General features: G+C 37.5%; 16 protein-coding genes. 12 read left to right on the top strand and 4 right to left on the bottom strand.

Annotation, left to right across the window (positions count from 1 at the left end; translation table 11 throughout):
* The first annotated feature begins 241 nt into the window (after positions 1 to 241).
* From NSQ77_RS08660 to NSQ77_RS08645, 4 genes are all read left to right on the top strand, one after another.
* Positions 242 to 1,177, top strand: a complete 936-nt coding sequence (locus NSQ77_RS08660; RefSeq protein ID WP_339230351.1) for an aminoglycoside phosphotransferase family protein — start codon at positions 242 to 244, stop codon at positions 1,175 to 1,177.
* A gap of 51 nt (positions 1,178 to 1,228) precedes the next feature.
* Complete coding sequence (locus NSQ77_RS08655) at positions 1,229 to 1,783, top strand: GNAT family N-acetyltransferase (protein WP_339230349.1); 555 nt, start codon at positions 1,229 to 1,231, stop codon at positions 1,781 to 1,783.
* Between the two features lie 27 nt (positions 1,784 to 1,810).
* Positions 1,811 to 2,470: an HAD family hydrolase gene (locus tag NSQ77_RS08650; protein ID WP_339230347.1), complete on the top strand. Its 660-nt coding sequence runs from the start codon at positions 1,811 to 1,813 to the stop codon at positions 2,468 to 2,470.
* Positions 2,471 to 2,630: 160 nt separating this feature from the next.
* Positions 2,631 to 3,179 (top strand): CueP family metal-binding protein, encoded by a 549-nt coding sequence (locus NSQ77_RS08645; RefSeq protein WP_339230346.1) that lies wholly within the window; start codon positions 2,631 to 2,633, stop codon positions 3,177 to 3,179.
* A 243-nt stretch (positions 3,180 to 3,422) separates the two neighbouring features.
* Here the strand turns inward: NSQ77_RS08645 and NSQ77_RS08640 are convergent, their stop codons facing one another.
* A complete protein-coding gene (locus tag NSQ77_RS08640) occupies positions 3,423 to 3,962 on the bottom strand; it encodes a hydrolase (protein WP_339230344.1) in 540 nt (179 codons plus the stop codon).
* Between the two features lie 394 nt (positions 3,963 to 4,356).
* Between NSQ77_RS08640 and NSQ77_RS08635 the strand changes: the two genes are divergently transcribed.
* The 3 genes from NSQ77_RS08635 to NSQ77_RS08625 all read left to right on the top strand — a co-directional run bounded on the left by NSQ77_RS08635 (position 4,357) and on the right by NSQ77_RS08625 (position 7,093).
* A complete protein-coding gene (locus NSQ77_RS08635) occupies positions 4,357 to 5,415 on the top strand; it encodes an AEC family transporter (RefSeq protein WP_339230342.1) in 1,059 nt (352 codons plus the stop codon).
* A gap of 60 nt (positions 5,416 to 5,475) precedes the next feature.
* Positions 5,476 to 6,495 (top strand): 2-hydroxyacid dehydrogenase, encoded by a 1,020-nt coding sequence (locus NSQ77_RS08630; protein ID WP_339230340.1) that lies wholly within the window; start codon positions 5,476 to 5,478, stop codon positions 6,493 to 6,495.
* 157 nt (positions 6,496 to 6,652) lie between these two features.
* Positions 6,653 to 7,093, top strand: coding sequence for a hypothetical protein (locus NSQ77_RS08625; RefSeq protein ID WP_339230339.1), 441 nt, complete (start codon positions 6,653 to 6,655; stop codon positions 7,091 to 7,093).
* 194 nt (positions 7,094 to 7,287) lie between these two features.
* Here the strand turns inward: NSQ77_RS08625 and NSQ77_RS08620 are convergent, their stop codons facing one another.
* Positions 7,288 to 8,178 (bottom strand): manganese catalase family protein, encoded by an 891-nt coding sequence (locus NSQ77_RS08620; RefSeq protein WP_148617402.1) that lies wholly within the window; start codon positions 8,176 to 8,178, stop codon positions 7,288 to 7,290.
* A gap of 63 nt (positions 8,179 to 8,241) precedes the next feature.
* On the bottom strand, positions 8,242 to 8,454 hold the full coding sequence (locus NSQ77_RS08615; protein ID WP_251661565.1) for a YuzF family protein: 213 nt from the start codon (positions 8,452 to 8,454) through the stop codon (positions 8,242 to 8,244).
* Positions 8,455 to 9,114: 660 nt separating this feature from the next.
* Between NSQ77_RS08615 and NSQ77_RS08610 the strand changes: the two genes are divergently transcribed.
* The 5 genes from NSQ77_RS08610 to NSQ77_RS08590 all read left to right on the top strand — a co-directional run bounded on the left by NSQ77_RS08610 (position 9,115) and on the right by NSQ77_RS08590 (position 13,714).
* Positions 9,115 to 10,809 carry a methyl-accepting chemotaxis protein gene (locus NSQ77_RS08610; RefSeq protein ID WP_339230335.1) on the top strand — a complete coding sequence of 565 codons (1,695 nt, stop codon included), beginning with the start codon at positions 9,115 to 9,117 and terminating at the stop codon, positions 10,807 to 10,809.
* Between the two features lie 275 nt (positions 10,810 to 11,084).
* Entirely contained in the window at positions 11,085 to 11,465 is a 381-nt protein-coding gene (locus tag NSQ77_RS08605; protein WP_339230334.1) for a VOC family protein, read from the top strand.
* A gap of 62 nt (positions 11,466 to 11,527) precedes the next feature.
* The gene (locus NSQ77_RS08600) at positions 11,528 to 12,001 is read left to right on the top strand and encodes an SRPBCC family protein (protein ID WP_339230332.1); all 474 of its coding nucleotides are present in this window, start codon (positions 11,528 to 11,530) and stop codon (positions 11,999 to 12,001) included.
* A 28-nt stretch (positions 12,002 to 12,029) separates the two neighbouring features.
* A complete protein-coding gene (locus NSQ77_RS08595; protein ID WP_339230330.1) occupies positions 12,030 to 12,767 on the top strand; it encodes a class I SAM-dependent methyltransferase in 738 nt (245 codons plus the stop codon).
* A gap of 95 nt (positions 12,768 to 12,862) precedes the next feature.
* A complete protein-coding gene (locus NSQ77_RS08590) occupies positions 12,863 to 13,714 on the top strand; it encodes a DUF72 domain-containing protein (protein WP_339230328.1) in 852 nt (283 codons plus the stop codon).
* Positions 13,715 to 13,766: 52 nt separating this feature from the next.
* Here the strand turns inward: NSQ77_RS08590 and NSQ77_RS08585 are convergent, their stop codons facing one another.
* Positions 13,767 to 15,041, bottom strand: a complete 1,275-nt coding sequence (locus NSQ77_RS08585; protein ID WP_339230326.1) for an aminotransferase class I/II-fold pyridoxal phosphate-dependent enzyme — start codon at positions 15,039 to 15,041, stop codon at positions 13,767 to 13,769.
* Between the last annotated feature and the right edge of the window lie 161 nt (positions 15,042 to 15,202).

Below are 15,202 nucleotides of genomic sequence, written 5' to 3'. Positions count from 1 at the left end.
TCCTGTGTTGTGAGAGAATCCTGCGTTTCAAAGGATTCTTGCATTTGATTCTTCATTCATAAACCCTCATTTCTTCTTTATTAATTCGCATAAGTCTTTGACATTGTTCTTTGAACTCCTCTATATTGGTATGCAAATGCCTATTCTGATTCTTGGGCATTTATCGATAGTGATGTGAAGTATCCTTATTTGATAATTGTAGTAATGAAGTTAATTTAAACATTACAGAAAGGGCGTCAGTATGGATAACATTAATCATATATTATGTGTACAGTATGGTATTAAAGTCACTAATAAATCGATTCAGCAAGGCGGCTGGGCATCGCTTGCCTATAAGATAGATGATGGAAAGAGCAGCTACTTTTTAAAAATATACGAAAGGAAAAGAGCATCTACCCCAAAATTAACAGCACTTATAGACCAATACACACCTATACTGGTGTGGTTAAAGGAGCATAGTAATTTAAAGCACCATCTCACTGTACCAATTCTAACCAGGCAAAAGGAGTATACATGTGAAGATGACAATAACATTTACATGCTTTACGACTATATTAATGGAAAGACAATTGGTAATCAGGATTTAACAGATAACCAGATCAAACAGTTTTCACAAATTATTTCAGAGCTTCATTTATATGGCGAGGATAACCCTATTAAAACAGAAGCAATCAAAGAGGATTTTAATGTAGCGTTTTTAGAGAAGTTACAGGATACGCTGCATGCAGCTAATAGTTTCTCGATTGACGTACGGCAACTAATTACGCCCTATGTAAAACCATTATTGGAAATGATCTTACATGTCGATCAGCTTGCAAAGCAATTAAAAGAAGCTGACCTGAAAATGAGTCTGTGCCATACCGATTTACACTATTGGAATTTGATGCAATCTGATTACTTAATGTTAATCGATTGGGAAGGATTGAAATTAGCACCAGTTGAAGCGGATTTGATGTTTGTTGTAAATAAAACCTATTTCAATGAATTTCTTGCGATTTATCGAAGAAAGCATCTGAACTTTTCAATTAACCCTGCTGCATTACGATTTTATCAAGAAAAAAGAAAGCTGGAGGATATTTGGGAGTTTATCGAACAAATATTGTATGATGAGCAGGAAGAACAAGAACGAGTAAATACAATGAAGTGTTTAGTAGACGAGTTGAAAAGTATCGATTAATGATTATAATATAAGTCAATATAGAGACAAATAAAACAAGGGATGATAAAAGTGAAAAGAATTCGGCTGAAGATGAAAAGAAAAGATCTATTGAATATTCCAGAGTTTTCGCTTCCAGATGGGTATCAAATTCGAAAGTTTAAAAAAGGTGATGAACATAACTGGGCTAGAATTGAAGCGAGTGTGGACGAATTTAAAACTGAAAAAGCTGCCCTTGCACATTTCGCGAAAGAATTTGGTCCGCACATAGATGAAATGGAAGAGCGCTGTCTATTTGTGGAGAATAGCAATGGAGAGGCAATCGCAACAACAACCGCATGGTATGGAGATTTAAAAGGAGATGGCGAGATACTAGGCAGAATCCATTGGGTCGGTGTTATTCCCGAATATCAAGGGAAGAAGCTCTCCAAGCCTTTATTGAGTGAGGCTATGAAAGTTTTAGCGCGACATCATGAAAGAGCTTATCTTACATCGCAAACAACGAGTTATCAGGCTGTAAATATGTATTTAAACTTTGGATTTGAGCCTTTTATTACAGAGCCTAGCTGTCACGAGGCTTGGAATTTGATGGAACGGAGGTTGAATCGCGAAATAGCGACGAAATAAGGGGAATTACACAGGGGGATTAATATAATGATTAAAGCAGTTATTTTTGACTTTGATGGGCTGATTTTGGATACAGAGACGGCATGGTTTAACGCGTATAAGGAAGTGTTAAAAGAACAGTACCAATTCGAATTACCACTTGACGTATTTGTGAAGTGTGTTGGCTCGAGTGATACAGCACTATATTCGTTTCTGGAAAAGAAGTTGGGAAATCATTTAGATGTGAATATGCTTCGTAAGCAAACTGGAGAACTACATACACGGCTAATTAAAGAGGCAAAGGCGAGGGAAGGTGTAGAAGAGTACCTTGAGGATGCTCGTAAAAAAGGATTGACAATTGCTTTAGCAACAAGCTCAACAAATAAGTGGGTAACAGCTCATTTAAATAACTTAAATTTGGCTTCCTATTTTGACTATTTTATAACCCAGGATATGGTGGAACATATTAAGCCGGCTCCGGATCTGTTTTTGAAAACATTAGAGATATTAAAACTGAAGCCTCATGAAGCAATTGTTTTTGAAGACTCACTAAATGGGTTGATTGCTGCGCTGGAAGCAAAAATTCCCACGGTTGTTATTCCGAATCCTGTTACAGCTTCCTTGCCATTTGAAAATTACCATTTAAAGTTAACTTCTATGGCGGATATGAGCTTGCAGGAGATTATCGAATCATTAAACAAAAGCTGACAATATGGATAGTCTCCAGGAAGCATGTGAACAAATCGTGAACATATGAAACCGGAGTCCAAATGTAATGGTTTTATGGTAGAATAATGTTCAGTTTTGAATTGGCGAATATGCAAGAGGGCTGAATCAAAAACATACGAGAGGTAGGTTTTTATTTAGTATGAAAATAAAAATCATTGTGGTCGCATTTATTGGGTTGGTATTTGCAGCAGGATATTTTTTCGCTGTGAAAGTTGGTGATGTGGAGCAAAAAGAAGAAGCTGAAACAGCAGACATTAAAGAATTGGTGCATGATTACAGTATCGGTAAAATAGAAAACCAGTCTGCTTCTATTACATCAAAGGAACTTATTGTGATTGATCAGGATGGAAGTCAGCAAAATTATGATTTACCGAAAGATGAGTTCTTTGTTTCTATCGCTCCATATATTAATGAAACACATCCTTGTGCTACCCATAGTTTGACAGGATGTCAGGGGGAAATGGTTCATGAAGCGTTTGATGTCTACATTGAAGATCAAGAAGGTAATGTGATGGTAGATGAAACCATGAAGTCCCAATCAAATGGCTTTATTGATTTGTGGCTCCCTCGGGATAAAACGTATCAAATTACGATTACTAATGATGGAAAAGAAGTGAAGTCAGAGATTTCTTCCTATGAAAACGATCATACATGCATTACGACATTGCAATTGGCAGAGAGTATGTGATCTTTCCTGTCAATGAAGGAAAAGCAAGTCTAAATCAATTGGAGTAATGTACACCGAAACAGATAGCGAAATCATTTATTCGGTTCCTTATGGCGGCAATTCTATTCCTCGATGATAAGGCAGAAAATTAACTATTACGGGTTTGGCATTTTTTTCATCGTTATTGTTTTGTTATTTGTTATAGAAATTACCTTGTTAAAAATACCAGCTTTCATTATTGAAAGCTGGTATTCCTTGGTTTTCTTATTTAAGCAATTCCAAAATACGTTTAAATTCACTGCTTCCAGCCGTTTCCATTAATTCATATAATGCCATTTCCACACTTGATGGCAGAATTCCTGATGCAAACATTTTGTGAAGACCAATTTCTTTATTCATCTTTGTTCGCGAGGATACAGCGTCTGCTATAACCTGCACCTCATAGCCTAGCGATTGTATTCCTAATGCTGTCTGATAGACGCAAATATGTGTTTCAATGCCAGCTATTAAAACCTTCTTTCGTTTCGCAGCAGCTAATGCATCCAAAAATCTCTGGTTTTTACATGCGTCAAAAGTGATTTTATGAATCGGTTTAATATCTGGCAAAAGTTTTGTTAATGCTTCGTTTGTTTCTCCTAACCCCCTAGGATACTGTTCCAGCCATACGATAGGAACATGAAGTATGTTGAGACCCTGTATGAGGATCTTTAAATTGTTAATTAAGCTCTTACTATCATAGACAATGTTAGAGAGCTTTCCCTGTACATCTACTAATACAAAAACGGTATTTTCTTTATTCAGCATTTTATCCCACCTCCTAAAAACTACTATTGATTTCTTGTCTACTAAATAAGTTCGTTATTCATTTATTAAAACCTGCGTGTTTTTTATGATGGGGCTTCAGTTGGTGAATGGAGTAGATTTAGTGCATGTCAAAAAATAGACATAAATAAATCTTAAAGAGGGTTGTTAAATGATATTGCATATTGTATTATTAAATTGTGAAATGATTCACAAATAAAACGGGCCCAAAGGAAGTATAGTATGATAATAGGAATTAGCGATCATTGGATAATAACCTAGCTATTATCGGTTTTTCTGAAATAAAGGATTAAGTAAAAGCATTTTATTTTTGTTATATCATGTGAAATTATTCACAATATAACATGTCTAAATTGAGATTAGGGAGGAAACGGCTATGAATTTTGCAGAGGTTTTTGCTAGTACAATTACAAACCCAAAGGTAATTAGTGCTGTAAGTTCTGCAGTTTTGATTATATTGCTCGGATTCTATTTACGTAAAAAGGATATTATCAGTAAACAAACATCTAAGATGCTGAGTGTGCTTCTATTGAGTGTATCAATCCCTGCGCTTGCATATACAGCTTTTATGCAGGATATCGATACAGAAAGCTTAACACAAGGAATTAACTTATTAATTTGGGGTTTTATCATCTATATTGTGTTAATTATTATGGGTAAATTCTTCTTTATGAATTTTACAGGAGATAAAAACAAAGTATTGCATGTCCTAACAATTTTCGGTTCTACAACGTTTTTCGGTATTCCGATTGTTGGTGTGATGTATGGTGCTGAAGGGATTATGTACGCATCTATTTTTAACATTTCATATCGCGTGTTCTTGTACTCATATGGATATATTAAAATGTCTGGTCTGAAGTTTACAAAGGATAATATTAAAACTATGTTAATGAATCCAATTATCATTGCAACCTTTCTAGGTCTTGCTGTATGGATGTTCCAAGGTTATCTTCCACAGATGCAAGCAACAAATGCTGAAGGAATAGCTGTCTCTGCCGCATTCTTGCGTATCGATGTTACAGCACCATGGTTGTTTGAAACATTGAACTATCTTGCTAAGCTTTGTTCTCCACTTGCATGGATTGCGATTGGAGCACAGCTTGCAGAAATTCCATTAAAAGATGCATTCCGTGATAAACCGTCTTTGCAGTATAGTGCTGTAAAAGTTATCTTAGTCCCGGCATTCATCTTAGCGTTAATTACAGCTGGAAGTATGTTGGGGATATTCCCAGTCAACCATGTTGCGATGGCAACTGCAGTAATTATGATGGCAACACCTACTGCAACAGTTGCTGCAGCATTTGCGATTAGCTTTGATAAAGAAGCGCTCTTAACATCAAATTGTTCCTTGCTGTCAACAATTTTGGGAGTTGTAGCAATGCCACTATGGGTAGTAGTTGTTGAATTGATGAAGGGATTTAGTATCTTTTCTTAATAGAGGCTGTTCAAAAAGAATTGGATGAACAAAAATATAACCAAAAGGCAGGTAATGAAAATGACAATTCAATTAGTATGTTTCGGTGTAAGGGACGTAGAGGTAGAATTTTTCAATTCCTTAAATAAATATAACTTTGATTTAACACTTATTTCAGAACTGATGAATGATGAGAATGTGGAGCAATGTATAGGTGCAGATGCAGTAATGATTCGCGGTAACTGTAAAGCAGATCGGACAAACCTTACGAAATTAGCGGGGTATGGTATTCGTTATATTTTAACAAGGACAGTTGGCTATAATCACATTGACCTTGAAGCAGCGGCTGAATTGGAATTAAAGGTAGCTCGTGTTCCCGCTTATTCACCAAATGCGATTTCAGAGCTTGCATTAAACCTTGGGATTAACCTTTTACGTAATATCCCATATACAACAGCAAAAACAAATCAAAAGGATTTTACGGTAGATGCCATGATGTTTAGTAAAGAAATTAGAAAGTCAACGATTGGAATTTTAGGAACAGGAAAAATCGGTTTGACAACTGCTAAGCTATTTAAAGGATTAGGAGCCCGTATTGTAGCTTATGACATCTATGAATCAGAAGCTGCAAGGGGGATTGTAGAGTATCTTCCGCTGGATGAAGTATTAGCAGTATCGGACGTGGTATCAGCTCATGTTCCACATTTTAAAGGTGTAAATGATCACTTTATTAACGAAGCTTTCATTAATAAAATGAAGGACGGTGCAGTTTTAATCAATACGTCTAGAGGAGAAATTCAAGACCATGCAGCGATTTTACATGCACTTAAGGAAAATAAGCTTAGTGGATATGGTACGGATGTATTTGAAGGGGAAAAAGACTTCTTCTTCCGTAAATTAACAGGAGAGAAACTAGCTGACCCTGTGATTGAGGAATTAATTAGTTTGTATCCAAGAGTACTCGTCACTCCGCACATTGGTTCTTATACAGATGAGGCGTTAACGAATATGGTTGAAATCTCTTATGATAATCTTCATGAGTATTTAATGTATGGCCGCTGTGAAAATGAGGTCCCCCTACCTGAAATAGCTCTTGTCTAAACAACCAAGCCGACCAGTTCGATTGGTCGGCTTCCCTATTGCATAAGTAAAACAAAGGCATCATCTAGCTCAAGCGTGAATGTCTGGCTTTCTGCTTTTCGCCTTACATCCCATCTATACAATTATTGCACTTTTTGATAAGGTGAAGTTGTAGAGAATGAAAAATGAGGTGTATGCTATGTTGTCTCTGATTGACAAACTACCGAATTACTTTCGCTGGATATTGTTTATACCCCTTTTCTTTGTAACATACCTGTTGTTTAATAAATTCCTTTCATTTAGCTTGGCTCCAGTATTTGGACTATATGATGAAAACGATCCGTTTATCTTTATTGCTTATAACCTTTACTTGAACACGATTAGCACGGCTTTAGCTATTATTTGCAGCGCGTTTTTTGCACCAAAGCTTCGAAGAGTTGTTGCTCTTTCTCTCGTTCTATTCATCGCTCTCTACTTTTTAGCACATATCCCTTTTATCGTGACTGGTTTACTGCAAATGGCTATATGGAAACTATTATTTAGCATGCTCACCATGCTCCTTGGCGGGATTTGGGGTGTGCGTGTTGTTTATCGAAAAACCGTTCAACCTCAATGTTAGTTGTTAACGTCTACAATAATTAGAGCTAACAATGTGTATTTATCTAATGACGCTAAAAAGAGTTCCTTTTAATGATTAAAAGGACTCTACTAGTTTATATTATTTTTGGTAGAAGAAAGTATAAAATTTTCTATCTGTATAAGTACAACCAGAGATTTATCTAAAGATTTGACGGAAATCAAGTTTTTTAAAGATCACATATTACTCTTTAAGCGTTTTAAAATACGGTGGTAGTCATCACGATCAATCCCTGGTGCAAATTGCTCTGGAAGCTCTGGTAAATCGGGAACTGCTGCACCCTCAGGCATTCCATCAATTACGTGCAGTGGATCACCAGTCTCAGGGTTTGCCCCTTTCCATATTTGGTTGATGTCCCGATATTCTGGTTCTCCCCATGTATACAACACATTAAACAATCCTCGATCCATGAACTTCCTTGCGTAGTCAAACTGATTATTATCCAAACTTGGAACAGGCAGCATCTTACCTACTTCTACACCTGTAGCTACTTCGATTGCTTTTGCATAAGCAATGACGTGCGTTCCTCCGCGAACGAGTAGGTAACCAATCATTTCTAAGGCGGTTGGATGAGTTGTCATTTCGTAAACACGCATTTTATGATTTCTTGCTCCGATTTCCAATAAATAATTGGCAAGAAGATCTTCAACGAGAGTACCACTGTTATTTACATAAGATCCATTCCACGGCCTGCCCATCCCATCACCTGGATAAGCTGTTTGAGCTGTGGTGGTAAAATGCGTTGAATAACGTGCATCCTTTCCATTTTGCAGTGGGGCGGTGTCAGGGTCGCCAGGTACAGTATTGCCAATAGAAAGTAGATTAATAGCATTAGCTACTAGTTCAACATGACCAAATTCCTCCGCTGTAATACTTGCGATTAAATCATAAAAGGGCTTTAGCTTTTTTTTACCACGGAAATTAAAGGATTGGAACATGTAATTGTTTAAGGTGGACATTTCGCCGAATTTGCCTCCCATTAATTCCTGAACAGCTGCTGCAGCATTCATATCGCCATGTTCTGGAATGGGTAGTTCAATGGCGATTTTATTCACACGTTTCATCATTAGTTTTTGCGCCTCCATCCATAGATAATAACCATTGTCATCATATGATGGAGGGTGCTTGGCTTATTCTCCCTTTAATTGCTGAAACCAAATTATTTGAGCTGTACGAACATAAAATGGTGATCCTCCCATATGGATTACAATATGATCTGGCATCACCTTCTTCAATATACCTCGTACAGAGCCGTGTGTCGTTTGAACGGCAAGTGATTTATTTTGAAACCCTGTTAAAGCTTGATAAACATACGGATCACTAAGATTCCATTTTTCATTCATTGTTCAACACTCCTTTTTTCTCGAAGCCCATAGCAGTATATGCAGGTCAGCGAAAATGTGTATCCGTCTAGTTGATATTTTGGTTTTCTAACGTATTATTCACTCACGCTCATCCGTTTTTAAACCGAATGGAGAGCAAGTTTAAAAAGCTCAGCTGGTAAATGCGAGAGGCCTTTAGTAGGCATGGTTAAAAATGTATAGGATTAAAGCGGCGTTTTTTATCTCTTTTCTTTAAAAAATGGATAGATAGACCGATATAAAAGATAGGCACTGTTATTCCTCTTGGTAAATGTATATCTATAAGTTCGAAGTATAACGATGAAGCAATAGCATTGGATATATAAATGGATTTTTAAAATGGGTATTCCTGTATAGTGAATAGCCATTTTTAATTGTTGTGTTATCAACGAACGTGAGCTCTTGCTGAAGAATAGAGTCATAAAGAAGATTGTTTGAAGGAGGGTACTATTCTAATAAAATTCAATCTTCAGCATGAGAAGTGTTGTAATTTTAGTCTGAAGGGCTTTTAGGCTGTGTGACTTTCTGAATCTAATTCAGTTAGAAGTCCCTTTGAATAGACAATATAGGTATTAATAGCTGTGGTACAGATTGAGGAAAGTAGCTATATTATTAATCTATTAAATGGTAAAGGAGAAAAAAATGAAAGAGATTTTAAACTTCAAGAGTATTAAACATAAAATCATATTTGCATTTTCGTTTGTTATTTTACTAGTCATTGTATTAGGTGTGTACAATTACATGGCAGTTAAAGAGATAAATAGGAATACAACAGATATTATCGAAAATGAGGTTCAGAAATTAATTGCAAATATGGGAATGGAAACAACAATGGCTAATCGGATTTCTACTGCTCGCGGCTTCGTACTGAGCGGAGAAAGTGATTTTAAAGATCGCTTTGCTGCATATACGGAGCAGGGCATCAAATTTGAGAATCTAGCCAGAAGTGTTGGGGTTACGGAAGAGTTTGATGATTTAATTGATAAAACTGTTGCATGGCGGACAGCGATTGATGAGGATGTATTTAATGTATATGACAGCGGGGATGCAGAGCTGGCTACAGAGAATCTGAATGCATTAACCCCTGTTGTACGTGAAATCATGGCTGGATATGAGGAGCTGGCACAAAGCTCTGAAGATGACATTAACCAGCTTGGCGAGGAAATTATTTTAAATGGCGAACAAACACAAACAATTGTCGTTATTACTTCTGTGTTAATCGTTGTGCTCAGTATTGGAGCGGCATTTGTTACAGCGGGTATAATTTCAAAACCAATCAAAACAGTTATGGAGCGAATGAAGCTTATTGCAAATGGAGATTTAAGCCAAGAAGTACTGCGAACAAATGCTAGAGATGAAGTTGGGCAGTTAGTTAAAGCTACCAATGAGATGGCTATCAATACACGCGATTTACTCACGCAAATAAATGTAGTGTCTGAGACTGTTACAAGTCAAAGTGAAGAATTAACACAGGCAGCGAACGAAGTAAAATCCGGTTCCGAGCAGATAGCTACTACGATGCAAGAGCTGGCGACAGGATCAGAGACACAGGCAAACAGCGCTAGTGATTTAGCATCGATTATGGGTACATTTGCGGTTAAGGTAGATGAAGCACATGATAATGGTGGACGTGTGCAGCGGTATTCAAATGAAGTGCTTGGAATGACATCTAAAGGGAGCGAATTAATGACCTCTTCCACCGAGCAAATGGCTAAAATTGATCAAATTGTACAAGGTGCGGTTACGAAGGTAGAGGGATTAGATGAACAATCTCAAGAAATATCACAGCTTGTTTCTGTAATCCGAGATATCGCTGACCAAACAAATCTACTTGCATTAAATGCAGCGATTGAAGCAGCAAGAGCGGGCGAACATGGTAAAGGATTTGCTGTTGTAGCCGATGAAGTAAGGAAGCTTGCAGAACAAGTTTCTGTTTCTGTTACGGATATTACTGGCATTGTTTCCAACATTCAAAATGAATCAAGTCTTGTCGTAGAATCATTAAAGGATGGATATACGGAAGTTGAACAGGGGACAAGTCAAATCAAAATTACCGGGGAAACCTTCCATGAGATTAGTGATTCCGTATCTAAGATGGTGGATAGTATTAACTTAGTGTCCGATAACCTAGCTGATATTGCAGTCAATAGCCAGAAGATGAACGGATCGGTTGAAGAAATAGCTTCAATTTCCGAAGAAGCAGCAGCTGGTGTTGAGCAAACTTCTGCTTCAACACAACAAACCAGCAGCTCTATGGAAGAGGTGGCAGGAAGCTCTGAGCAATTAGCGCAGCTTGCTGAAGAGTTAAATGGATTAGTAAGGAGATTTAAGCTTTAAGTCAGCAACTGTGACGCTTAAGATTGTAATTTTCATTGAGTTAAGTACTTATAAGGTTTGATAATAGGAATTGTGGCATTTTGATTGATGCCCACAATTCCTTTTTATCTAAGGAAAATTTTTAGTCTGTAAAGAAACACTGGTTAGATTATTAGATATGATCTTGTCATATCTGTAATAGATTAGCTTTGAATAATTTGGTGCGTTGGTCGGAAAAATTTGTGTTAAAATTTATTGTTAAGAGCGATAATAAGTCTGATTCGGGGGTGCCAAAAGTGAAAATCAATATTATAACTTTAGCTGTTCATCATCTTGAAAAAACAGCGGCCTTTTATAGGGGGGTCCTTCAGTTGCCAGAGGATCAAGTATCTAAAGGAGAGGACCATATAGCTTTCTTTTTTGATGAAAATTTTTCGCTAGTTCTCTATCCACGTGAGGAGGTTGCGTCTACAACTGGTCAACTTAATCTAAACCCCAGTTCCAATGAGTTAATACTAAGTTCTTTTGTAGAATGTCGTCAAGATGTAGACGATATTTTAAGGCGAGCAACGTTAGCTAATGGTAACGTTATAAAGCAAGGAATAGCAAATGAATGGGGTTATTCAGGATACTTTGCTGATCCCGACGGTCACGTTTGGGAAATTAGTACAACCTAGAATAAATCCATTGGATCTATAATTATATCTCTATAATAAATTTTGAATTTGAGGAGAAAGCTATGCATTCATATGGGACTCTACATAAAGTAGATGAACGATATAAATTAAGATTTGAACATGATTATGCTTATTCGGTTGAAAAAGTTTGGGATATGGTAACGCAGCCCCAATATTTTACACAGTGGTACCCATTTGCAACAGGGGAGATGGACTTGCGAATAGATGGGAAGATTTACTTCAATGATGGTGAAGGAACGACTTACGAAGCAATAATAATAAAATATAATCCACCTCATTTCTTTGCCTTCCGTGAGATCGATGACTTACTTTCTATTGAATTGAATACTGAAGGTGATGGTTGTCGCTTGCTGTTTGAACACATATTTGACGATGCTTCTATGAGTGCTTCTGTTGCTGCTGGATGGCATCGTTGTCTGGATGTTTTAGGAATGATTATAGAAGGAAAGCCGGTCGAATGGCTGGATAATGCCGCATCGTTACGTGAGAATTATATGGAAACATTCGATTTATAAGTATCGAAAGTCGGGTGGAGAATAGGTTATGAAACAAAATAAATATGATGATGCTCACTTTTTTGCAGCATATGAAAAGATGCCACGTTCCCTAAATGGACTGGAAGGCTCAGGGGAATGGCCATTATTAAAGAAATTGCTCCCAGAATTGAAGAATAAACGTGTACTTGATTTAGGGTGTGGCTTTGGCTGGCATTGTCGCTATGCAAGAATGGAACAGGCTCATTCCGCAGTTGGTATTGATATATCAGAAAAAATGCTACAAAGAGCTCGTGAATTAACGGATGACCCACATATCGCTTACCGACAGATTCCAATGGAAGATATTCACTTTGCTGCAGACTCATTTGATGTTGTGTTTAGTTCTCTTGCGTTTCATTATGTGAGAGCATTTAAAGCAATTTGTATAAAGGTTCATGATTGTTTAACATCGGGCGGAAAGTTTGTTTTTTCAGTAGAACATCCTGTTTTTACTGCTAGAGCGGAACAAGATTGGTGGTATGATGAGCAGGGAAATCGTCTGCATTGGCCGATTGATCATTATCAACACGAGGGAATTCGCCATACACCTTTTCTGACTGAAGATGTTATAAAGTATCATCGTACACTAGCAACCTATATAAATACACTAGTTGATGCGGGGTTTACGATTAAAACAGTGGAAGAGAATTTCGCAACAGAGGAAATGATACAAAAAAATCCAGCGATGTTTGATGAAAATCGCAGGCCAATGTTTTTGCTAATTAGTGCTGAAAAAATGATGTGAAGCTTTTAGTCGTATCTTCGGATTACTTGGGCATTACAAAATCGAGCTGGATTCTATGGTTATGGTATCATGTTGGTAGGAGGGATTTGTTCCTAATGATATACATAGGTTTAACAGGGTGGGGAGATCATCACGCACTGTACCCGCCTCAAATGAAGTCAAAGGATAAATTAGCTGAATATAGTAGTCATTTTCTGACAGTTGAAGTGGATGCGTCCTTTTATGCCGTGCAGCCTGTAAGTAATGCTTCCAAATGGGTAAGTGAAACACCGGAAAACTTTCGCTTTGTGGTGAAGGCATATCAAGGTATGACAGGTCATCAAAGAACGGATATTCCGTTTGAAACGAGAGCGGAAATGTTTCAAGCGTTTATCGATTCATTAAAACCTTATCGGAAAGCCAATAAGCTAGCAATGGTCTTATTTCAATTTCCGCCTTGGTTTGATTGCAGGAAAGAAAATGTGAACTACTTACGATATTGTAAGCAAATGATGGGAGATATTCCGATAGCGCTTGAATTTAGAAATCAGTCTTGGTTTCGTGAACCGTATCGCTCGAGTACACTTGAATTTATGGAGAATCACGGTTGGATTCACGCTATTGCTGATGAACCGCAAGCTGGAGATGGCTCCATTCCAATCGTTCCAGCAGCTACTGATCCCAATATGACATTGATTCGAATGCACGGCAGGAACATTCATGGATGGACAAAGCCGAAAAATGCCGACACAAACTGGCGTGATGTTCGTTATTTATATAAATACAACGAGAACGAGTTGTTGGAGTGGAAAGAACGTGTGCGAAAGCTTGCCAAAAGTTCAAAAGATATCATTATTTTATTTAACAATAATTCGGGTGGGGATGCAGCTGGCAATGCAAAAGAGTTTCAAGCCATGCTAGGTATTGAATACGAGGGGCTTGCTCCAAGGCAGCTCGGTTTGTTTTAATCAGGTATAGAAAAAGAAAGCCATCCTTTTAAAAGGATGGCTTTCTTTGGTTTCACTGTCCTAGTCGTTTTTTAATACTTGCTAATTTCACGCAGAGACAAAATACGTCCATAGCAGCTTCTAGTTCTGTCAGGCCTGGGAAGGTAGGTGCGATTCGAATATTTCGATCCCTTGGGTCTTTTCCATATGGATAGGTTGCCCCAGCACCTGTTAGTGTAACCCCAGCATCGGATGCAAGTTTCACTACCTCTGCAGCACAGCCATCAAGTGTATTTAAGCTAATAAAATAGCCGCCTTCAGGCTTGCTCCATGAAGCAATTCCTTCTTTACCCAGCTCTGATTCCAGTTTATTTAACACCAGGTCAAATTTAGGTTTAATAATTTCAGCATGTTTTTTCATATGAAGCTTCACGTTCTCTGCATCTTTTAAGAAACGTACATGGCGTAATTGATTTATTTTATCTGCCCCGATCGTCTGTACACCTAGCAGTTTTTTGGTAAAGCCGATATTTTCTTCACTTGCAGCCATTACAGCAACACCTGACCCAGGGAAAGTTACTTTAGATGTTGAAGCAAAGATAAAGACACGGTTTGGGTTTCCGGCGTCTTTACAAGCCTTCAGGATATTTTTTAGGACCGGTGGGTTATCTGTCAGATGATGGACGGTGTAGGCATCATCCCAGAAAATACGAAAGTCTTTTGCTTTTGTTTCCATGTTAGCAAGACGATCGACAACCTCATCACTGTATGTTGTTCCTTCAGGATTACTGTATTTTGGTACACACCAAATACCTTTTATCGTATCATCATTACGAACAAGTTTTTCCACCTGATCCATATCTGGACCATCACTCAGCATATCAATTGTTATCATTTCAATGTCATACATTTCACAGATGGCAAAATGTCTATCATACCCAGGACTTGGACATAAAAACTTAACCTTAGGTGCTTTGACCCAGGGAGCATCACTACCGACAACGCCTTTAAGCAATGCTCTGGAAATTGTATCATGCATTAAGCTAAGACTGGAGTTGCCACCCACAATCACTTCATTCGTGTCAACCTGAAGGAGCTGTGCGAATAACTCTTTCATTTCTGTTAATCCATCGAGCCCACCGTAATTTCGGATATCAATAGAATCTTTAACATCAAGTGAATCTATTTTGTTAAGGAGGTTCAAGGATAAATCCAGCTGCTCTGGACTAGGCTTGCCCCTTGCCATATTTAAGGATAAATTTTTTGCTTTAAAAGCATCATACTCTTCCATTAGGCTGGAATACATTATACGTAATGCTTCGTGATCTAATGCGTTTATAGTAGTCAATGAAATATGCCCCTTTATCTTCATGTTATTAGAAACATTATAACAGATGGGTTTTAAACTCGGGAGTGAAATTGTAAAGTTTATCAAAAAAAATGCAGAAAATAATAGCTTATAAATAGTAGGGGAACCGAGCTGATTCTTTATATAATAAAAGAAATATT

The organism is Oceanobacillus sp. FSL K6-2867, from assembly GCF_037963145.1.
Classification (GTDB): Bacteria; Bacillota; Bacilli; order Bacillales; family Amphibacillaceae; genus Oceanobacillus.
This window is presented reverse-complemented; position numbering and strand designations above follow the sequence as displayed.